At 70.9% G+C, this 7,289-nt stretch carries 6 protein-coding genes; 1 reads left to right on the forward strand and 5 read right to left on the reverse strand.

The window, feature by feature from the left end; genetic code table 11:
* A partial coding sequence (locus tag ABD366_RS41405; RefSeq protein ID WP_344443524.1) for an adenosylhomocysteinase occupies nt 1–709 on the reverse strand: 709 nt, incomplete at its 3' end.
* A gap of 432 nt (nt 710–1,141) precedes the next feature.
* On the opposite strand from ABD366_RS41405, the gene ABD366_RS41410 reads away from it, so the two are divergent.
* Nucleotides 1,142–3,247, forward strand: coding sequence for a fructose-specific PTS transporter subunit EIIC (locus ABD366_RS41410; protein WP_324769375.1), 2,106 nt, complete (start codon nt 1,142–1,144; stop codon nt 3,245–3,247).
* 120 nt (nt 3,248–3,367) lie between these two features.
* On the opposite strand, the gene ABD366_RS41415 is transcribed toward ABD366_RS41410, so the two are convergent.
* The 4 genes from ABD366_RS41415 to ABD366_RS41430 all read right to left on the reverse strand — a co-directional run bounded on the left by ABD366_RS41415 (nt 3,368) and on the right by ABD366_RS41430 (nt 7,160).
* Nucleotides 3,368–4,345 (reverse strand): cation diffusion facilitator family transporter, encoded by a 978-nt coding sequence (locus ABD366_RS41415; protein ID WP_324769376.1) that lies wholly within the window; start codon nt 4,343–4,345, stop codon nt 3,368–3,370.
* A 130-nt stretch (nt 4,346–4,475) separates the two neighbouring features.
* On the reverse strand, nt 4,476–5,627 hold the full coding sequence (manA, locus tag ABD366_RS41420) for a mannose-6-phosphate isomerase, class I (RefSeq protein ID WP_324769377.1): 1,152 nt from the start codon (nt 5,625–5,627) through the stop codon (nt 4,476–4,478).
* Nucleotides 5,628–5,832: 205 nt separating this feature from the next.
* Nucleotides 5,833–6,960, reverse strand: coding sequence for an SIS domain-containing protein (locus ABD366_RS41425; RefSeq protein WP_324769379.1), 1,128 nt, complete (start codon nt 6,958–6,960; stop codon nt 5,833–5,835).
* Between the two features lie 29 nt (nt 6,961–6,989).
* Nucleotides 6,990–7,160 (reverse strand): Trm112 family protein, encoded by a 171-nt coding sequence (locus ABD366_RS41430; protein WP_324769380.1) that lies wholly within the window; start codon nt 7,158–7,160, stop codon nt 6,990–6,992.
* Between the last annotated feature and the right edge of the window lie 129 nt (nt 7,161–7,289).

A 7,289-nucleotide genomic window follows, 5' to 3' on the forward strand; every position in this document is an offset into this window, starting at 1 on the left:
CGTCGTTCACATTGATCGCGGGGAACAGGAGCGAGCCCTCACGCTGCATCTCGTACAGACGGTGGACACCGGTCGTGGTCTCCTCCGTCACGCCGCGGATCTCGGAGGCGAGCTGGGTCCACTTCTGCGAACCGTTCGAGATCGTGCGGTTCAGGAGCTGGAGGATGACGCGGTGCTCGTCGGACTCGGCGGTGTCGACCGAGGGGACCTTGCCGTCCTTCTCGTACTCGACGCCCTTGTGGACGAGGAGGGTGGCGTCACCACCGTCGTCGAGGATCATGTTCGGGCCGCCGGTGGCGGTGTTCGGCCAGGTCAGCGCCTGCTCCGTGCACCACCAGTACTCCTCGAGCGTCTCGCCCTTCCAGGCGAAGACGGGGACGCCCTGGGGGTTGTCCGGGGTGCCGTTCGGGCCGACGGCGATCGCGGCGGCGGCGTGGTCCTGCGTGGAGAAGATGTTGCAGGACGCCCAGCGGACCTCGGCGCCGAGCGCGACGAGGGTCTCGATGAGGACGGCCGTCTGGACCGTCATGTGGAGGGAGCCGGTGACGCGGGCGCCGGCGAGCGGCTGCGTGGCGGCGTACTCCTTGCGGATGGACATCAGGCCGGGCATCTCGTGCTCGGCGAGGGTGATCTCCTTGCGGCCGAACTCGGCGAGGGAGAGATCGGCGACCTTGAAGTCCTGGTCCTGTCGGTTGGCGACAGAAGTCATAAGTGAGCTGCTCCTCGGTGCGGTTGCAGATGTTCGAGGTGGGCTTGGTGCGCATGCCCGCGTTCGGGTACGCGCATGGCTGATCTGCGGCGCCCTGGAACACAGGTGTCCCCTGACGCGCACAGCGCAGTCCGTCGGAGGCCCTCTCTCCCTCGGACGACCCGTCGCGCGGGCCGCCCGACCGCCATCAGCAGCGACGTCTGGCTCGTTACGAATCTACACCGATCGGCTCAGTCGGCCCCACCCCGTCTCCGTCGCGGCGGCGACGGGATGTGGCGGATTTCTGTCGCCGAGGCCCGGCGAACCAAGGGTCTCGAAGCGGACAAGGAGGGATTTTCGGACTTTTGATCCCGCGCTCGCGTGTTGCAGGATGCGGGGCAGGCCGCGAACATTTGCGCGGCCTCGTGAAGCGAAGGCGCAAAGGAGAGCCACGTGACCAGTCCGGCCGACCCCCACACGGGCGGAGGGGCCGTCGAGCAGCAGAAGAAGTTGAGGCTGCTCGCGGTGACCGCCTGTCCGACCGGCATCGCGCACACCTACATGGCCGCGGAGAAGCTCCAGCAGGCGGCGGACGACCTCGGCATCGACATGAAGGTGGAGACGCAAGGGTCCATCGGCGCCGAGAACGTTCTGACTGACAACGATGTCAAGAACGCGGACGGCATCATCATCGCCGCCGACAAGGATGTCGACCGCGCCCGCTTCATCGGGAAGCGGGTCCTGTCCGTCGGAGTGTCCGAGGGAATCAGCCACCCCGAACAGCTGATCGAGCAGGTGCGGAGTGCGCCTGTCCACGGCTCCGGGAGTGGTGGCGGCTCAGAGCCCGGGGCCGGCGCCCCCTCCGGCGGCGGCAAGGAGCGCAGCGCGGCGTACAAGGCGCTGATGAACGGCGTCAGCTTCATGATCCCGTTCGTCGTCGTCGGCGGGCTGCTCATCGCGGTGTCGCTGGCGATCGGCGGGCACACCACGCCGGACGGCATCGAGATCCCGAAGGACTCCTTCTGGTTCGACATCAATGCCCTCGGCGGGCTCGGCTTCAAGCTGATGCTGCCGATCTTCTCCGGCTACATCGCGTTCGCCCTGGGCGACCGGCCCGCGCTCGTGCCCGGCATGATCGGCGGGTTCCTCGCGTACGACGGCGTCGGGATCTACGGTGCCGACGCGAACGCCGGTTTCCTCGGCGCCATCGCGACCGGCTTCCTCGCCGGGTACGTGGTGCTGTGGATACGTAAGGTCAAGGTTCCGAAGTTCGTCCAGCCGATCATGCCGATCATCGTGGTGCCCATCGTGTCCACGCTGGTCGTCGGGTTGTTCTTCGTCTACGTGATCGGTACGCCGATCTCCTGGGTGTTCACGCATCTCACCAGCTGGCTGAACGGGATGACCGGGTCGAGCGCGGTCGTGCTCGGCGCCATCATCGGCCTGATGATCGCCTTCGACATGGGCGGCCCGGTCAACAAGACGGCGTTCCTGGTGGGCACCGGTCTGATCGGGACGAACAACGCTGTCATGGGGATGGCCGCCCCGGCGATCCCGGTGATGCCTCTCGGGCAGGGGCTCGCGACCCTGCTGCGCCGCAAGCTGTACACGAAGCAGGAACAGGACACCGGCATCGCGGCGATGTTCATGGGCTTCTTCGGGATCTCGGAGGGCGCCATTCCCTTTGCGGCGGCCCGGCCCGCTCAGGTCATCCCCGCCAACATGCTGGGCGGTGCGGTGGCCGGTGCCATCGCGGGGCTCACCGGGGTGGAGGACTCGGTGCCGCACGGCGGGCCGATCGTCGCGGTGTTCACCGCGATCAGCGGGGTCCCGATGTTCTTCGTGGCCATCGTCGCCGGTGTGGCCGTCACCGCGCTGGCGACGAACGCGCTGATCGAGCTGACGCAGCGGCGTGAGGAGGCGCGGTCACGTCGTGGAGTGGCGGGTGAAGCGGCGGCTGAGCAAGTGCGGGAGGACCGCGCCGTCGACGCCGGTGCCGGTACCGATGTCGATGCCGGTGCCAGTGCCGACGCCGGTGCCGATGTCGGTGCCGACGCCGGTGCCATTGCCGACGCCGACGCCGGTGCGACCGGCGGTGAGGTGCTTTCCGGTTATCTCACCGCGCAGACCGTCAAGGTGGAGCTGGAGGCGCGCGACAAGGAAGCGGCCATTCGTGAGATGGCCGGGCTGCTCGCGGCCACCGGAAAGGTCACTGATGTCGAGGGGCTCGTGCGGACCGCTCTGCGGCGCGAGGAGCAGGGGACGACCGGGCTCGGCGAGGAGATCGCCATCCCGCATGCCAAGACGGACGCCGTGACGTCCCCGGTCGTCGGGTTCGCCCGGTCCGCCGAGGGCATCGAGTGGGGGTCGCTGGACGGGACGAAGGCGAGGCTCGTCTTCATGATCTCCGTGCCTGAGGCTGCCGCCGGCGATGAGCATCTGCGGATTTTGGCTCTGCTGTCGCGGAAGTTGATGGATGCGGGGTTCCGGGAGCGGTTGCTGGCCGCGGCTGATGCGGGGGCGGTTCTCGGGGTTCTGGCCGAGGTCGAGGTCGAGTAGTCACGTAGGGGTGTGGGTGCCGGTGCGTGGGGGCTTGGCGCGCAGTTCCCCGCGCCCCTGAAAAGAGTTGGGGCCCCGCCGTGATGTATCGGCGGGGCCCCGACTTCGTACGAGAAGTGATCAGTGTTCGGGTGCTGGCGTCGGGCCGCCCGGAGTTGCTTCGCGGTCCGGGCCCTTTGCGGCTTCGGCCTCGCTGTAGATGTCGGGCTCGAGGTAGATGACGCGGGCGATCGGGACGGCGGCGCGGATGCGGGCCTCGGCTTCGTTGATGGCGCGGGCGACCTCGGCGGCGGTGTCGTCGTGCTGGACGGCGATCTTCGCGGCGACGAGGAGTTCCTCGGGGCCGAGGTGGAGCGTGCGCATGTGGATCAGGCCGGTGACCGTGGCGCCGTCGACGACGGCCTCCTCGATCTTGTGCACCTCGTCCGTGCCGGCGGCCTCGCCCAGCAGGAGCGACTTGGTCTCCAGGGCGAGGACGATCGCGATGGCGATGAGCAGGATGCCGATGCAGAGGGTGCCGATGCCGTCCCAGACGGCGTCCCCCGTGGCGAGGGTGAGGCCGACGCCCAGCAGCGCGAGGACCAGACCGATGAGCGCGCCGAAGTCCTCCAGGAGGACGACGGGCAGCTCGGGGGCCTTCGCCCGCTTGATGAACTGGCCCCACGAGAGCTTCCCGCGCAGCGCGTTCGACTCCTTTATGGCCGTACGGAAGGAGAAGCCCTCCGCGATGATCGCGAAGACGAGTACGCCGACCGGCCAGTACCAGTGCTCCAGGTCGTGCGGGTGCTTGATCTTCTCGTAGCCCTCGTAGACGGCGAACATGCCGCCGACGGAGAAGAGGACGATCGATACGAGGAAGGCGTAGATGTAGCGCTCGCGGCCGTACCCGAAGGGGTGTTGCGGGGTCGCTTCGCGCTTGGCCTTCTTGCCGCCGACCAGAAGCAGGAACTGGTTCCCGGAGTCGGCGAGCGAGTGGACCGACTCAGCGAGCATCGATGACGAGCCGCTGAAGAGGAACGCCACGAACTTCGCCACCGCGATCGCGAGATTGGCGGCGAGCGCCGCCACGATCGCCTTTGCTCCGCCTGAAGCACTCATGTTGTTCCTGGTGTCCCTTCGTACGTCCCGTATGCCGTGCTGCCGCGAGAAAGCGTGCCTGGTGCGTCTGCCGCTTTGCCCGTCCTTTGCGGTGGGTCATTGTTGCAGCACGGGACGCGCGGGGCGGGAGTCAGGCCACGACGGTCGCCCGGAAAAACGTGCCGTCTCCGGACACTTGCACCTTTTCGTCCGCAGGGATGAAGGCGGACTGGCCGGGGGCGAGGTCGAGTTCACCGGCGCGGACCGAGCCGGCCGTGCAGAGCAGGATCTGCGGGGTGGCGGCCGTCAGGTCGTGGGCGGGGGCGCCCTCGGGGCGGACGTAGCGGGAGAGGCGGAACTCGTCGATGGGGGTGTCGTAGACCTCTTCGCCGCCGGGGGAAGCCTCGGGGCGCAGCACGCCGGGTTCGGTGGCTTCGAAGCGGACGATGCGCAGCAGTTCGGGGACGTCCACGTGTTTGGGGGTGAGGCCGCAGCGCAGGACGTTGTCGGAGTTGGCCATGATCTCGACGCCCAGGCCGTTCAGGTACGCGTGCGGGACGCCGGCGCCCAGGAACAGGGCCTCGCCGGGCTGTAGCCGGACGTGGTTGAGCAGCATCGCGGCGATGACGCCCGGGTCGCCGGGGTAGTGGTGCGCGATGCCCGCGTACGGCTCGTACGCGCCGCCGATGCGCTGGGCGGCGGCCGTGGCGTCGGCGACCGTCCGCGCCATTTCGTCGCGGTCCGCGCTCAGTACGGCGGTCAGGACCTCGCGCAGCGCGGCCTCGTCGGGGTGCGCGCGCAGCAGGTCGACGTACGGCTTGAGGCTGTCGACGCCGAGGTCCTCGAGGAGCCGGGCCGCTTCTTCGGGCGCGCGGAAGCCGCACAGGCCGTCGAAGTCCGTGAGCGCGCAGATCAGCTCGGGCTTGTGGTTGGCGTCCTTGTAGTTGCGGTGGGCGGCGGTGATGGGGACGCCCGCGGCCTCTTCCCGTGCGAACCCGTCCTTCGCCTGCTGGAGGTCGGGGTGCACCTGGAGGGAGAGGGGCGCGCCCGCGGCGAGCAGCTTGAGGAGGAACGGCAGGCGCGGGCCGAACTTCCGGACGGCCGCCTCGCCGAGCTGTCCCGCCGGGTCCGCGGCGATGACCTCGTCGAGCGGGCCGCGCTCGGTCCGCGAGGGGGCGCCGGGGTGGGCGCCCATCCACATCTCGGCCTGGGGTTCGCCTGTCGCCTCGGTGCCGAGGAGGTGCGGGATGGCGGTGGTGGAGCCCCAGGCGTAGGGGCGGACGGTGTTGGTGAGGCGGTACATCAGGGGTTCTTCTCCGTACGTACGCGGGGCGCGGCGCTGGCGTGTGGTGCGGGGGTGTCGCTGGGGTGCGGGGCCTGCCGCGGGGTTGTCGTGAGGTGCGGGCCGTCGCTGAGGTGCGGGGCCGGCACCGGGGTGTGGGCGCTGTCGGGTCGGGGCCCGGAGGTGGTGCGGGTGTCCGGGGCCCGGCTACAGGGTCGGGGCCGGGTCATGTCCCGGAGGCGAGGCCCAGGTAGACGGCGGCGAAATCCGTGACGGCGATCAGCTCCGCGAGGGTTTCCAGGTCGGCGCCCTCCTCCGGTTCCAGCTCGCTGATCGCGGCGTCGTGCGACGAGGCGAGCTCGCGGGCGGCGAGCGCGGCGGACAGCCCGTCGACCGGCCGGTCGCGGAGCAGGACGACGCGGGCGCGCAGGCCCTGGCCCTCCTCGACGCGGTCGCGGAAGAAGTCGTCGGGCGCGGCGCCCGCGGCGAGGTCGCTGGTGAGGAGCGCGCCGTGCGCGGGCATCGCCTCGGGCAGATCCGCGGCGAGCGCGGGGCGCCCGGCCAGTTCGGCGAGGGCGGCGGCGAAGCGGCGGCCCACCGCGCCCGCGGCCGCGCCCTCGGTCCAGATCAGCGGGAGCGCCTCGGCGAGTTCGGAGGCGAGGGTCTTCGCAGGGTTGCTGTACGTCGCGATGGCCGGTCCGCAGCGCTCGGCCGTGCGGTCGAGGCGGTCGGCGACCTTCTCCAGGGTCTCGGCCGGCGCGGACAGCAGGCCGGTGCGGTCCAGGAGCGCGAGGAGCGGGGTGAGCAGGGCCCAGAGCACGCCCGGCGCGGAGGCCGCGGTCGAGTCGTCCTGGTCGTACGGGGAGGTCGCCATCGGCACGAACAGTCCGTGCGCACCGGCCACGGACTCGGTCAGCGGGGCTCCGCTGGGGCAGACGGCGACGACGGTGACGCCGCGCCGGTACGCCTGCTCGACCAGGAGCGAGAGGCTGGGTTCGGTGCCGCCCGGGGAAGCGATCAGGAGCAGGTCGACCGGGCCGGCCCAGCCGGGCAGGTCCCAGCGCAGGGCGCCCGCTGCGGGGGCCACGCCGGTGGGGCGCAGCCGGATCACCGGGCAGGCCGCGCCTGCCAGGCGGCCGACCAGGTCGGCGACGCCGGCGGCCGCGGTGCCGGGGCCCGCGATCAGTACCGCGCGCGGGCGGCCGTCCGGCTTGAGCTCGGTGATGCCTGCCTCGGCCGCGTGCCGGGCCGCCGTGCGGACGCGGGCGCCTGCCTCGGCGGCGCCGCGCAGCAGGCCGCGGCGGTCGGCCCTGGCCAGCGCCTCCGTGTCGTCCAGGAGCGTTTCGTCGAACATCGCGTCAGGCCTCCTGCTCGCAAGGACGGTTACGCGGGGCGGCGGGCCTCGTCGACCAGCAGGACGGGGATGCCGTCGCGGACCGGGTAGGCCAGTCCGCAGTCGGCGCCGGTGCAGATCAGCTCGGCGTCGGCCTCCTTGAGGGGGGCGTGGCAGGCCGGGCAGGCGAGGATCTCCAGGAGGCCGGCTTCGAGCGGCATGAGGGTTCCCTTCGGGGTACGGGTGCGGGCGCCTGACGTGTGTCTTGCGGCCTGGTCAGCCTAAGCCCTGCGGTGGGCCTGGCCGGCCTGTGGATTGGGCGGGGTTCGGGGGGGTTGGGTCCTGGGGGG

Source organism: Streptomyces kunmingensis, from assembly GCF_039533535.1.
Taxonomy (GTDB): Bacteria; Actinomycetota; Actinomycetes; order Streptomycetales; family Streptomycetaceae; genus Streptomyces; species Streptomyces kunmingensis.

What these genes read in the sequence shown, in the direction of transcription:
- manA (WP_324769377.1), bottom strand. Translation starts at nt 5,627, where the DNA reads ATGTACCGCCTCACCAACACCGTCCGCCCCTACGCCTGGGGCTCCACC.
- ABD366_RS41425 (WP_324769379.1), bottom strand. Translation starts at nt 6,960, where the DNA reads ATGTTCGACGAAACGCTCCTGGACGACACGGAGGCGCTGGCCAGGGCC.
- ABD366_RS41430 (WP_324769380.1), bottom strand. Translation starts at nt 7,160, where the DNA reads ATGCCGCTCGAAGCCGGCCTCCTGGAGATCCTCGCCTGCCCGGCCTGC.
- ABD366_RS41415 (WP_324769376.1), bottom strand. Translation starts at nt 4,345, where the DNA reads ATGAGTGCTTCAGGCGGAGCAAAGGCGATCGTGGCGGCGCTCGCCGCC.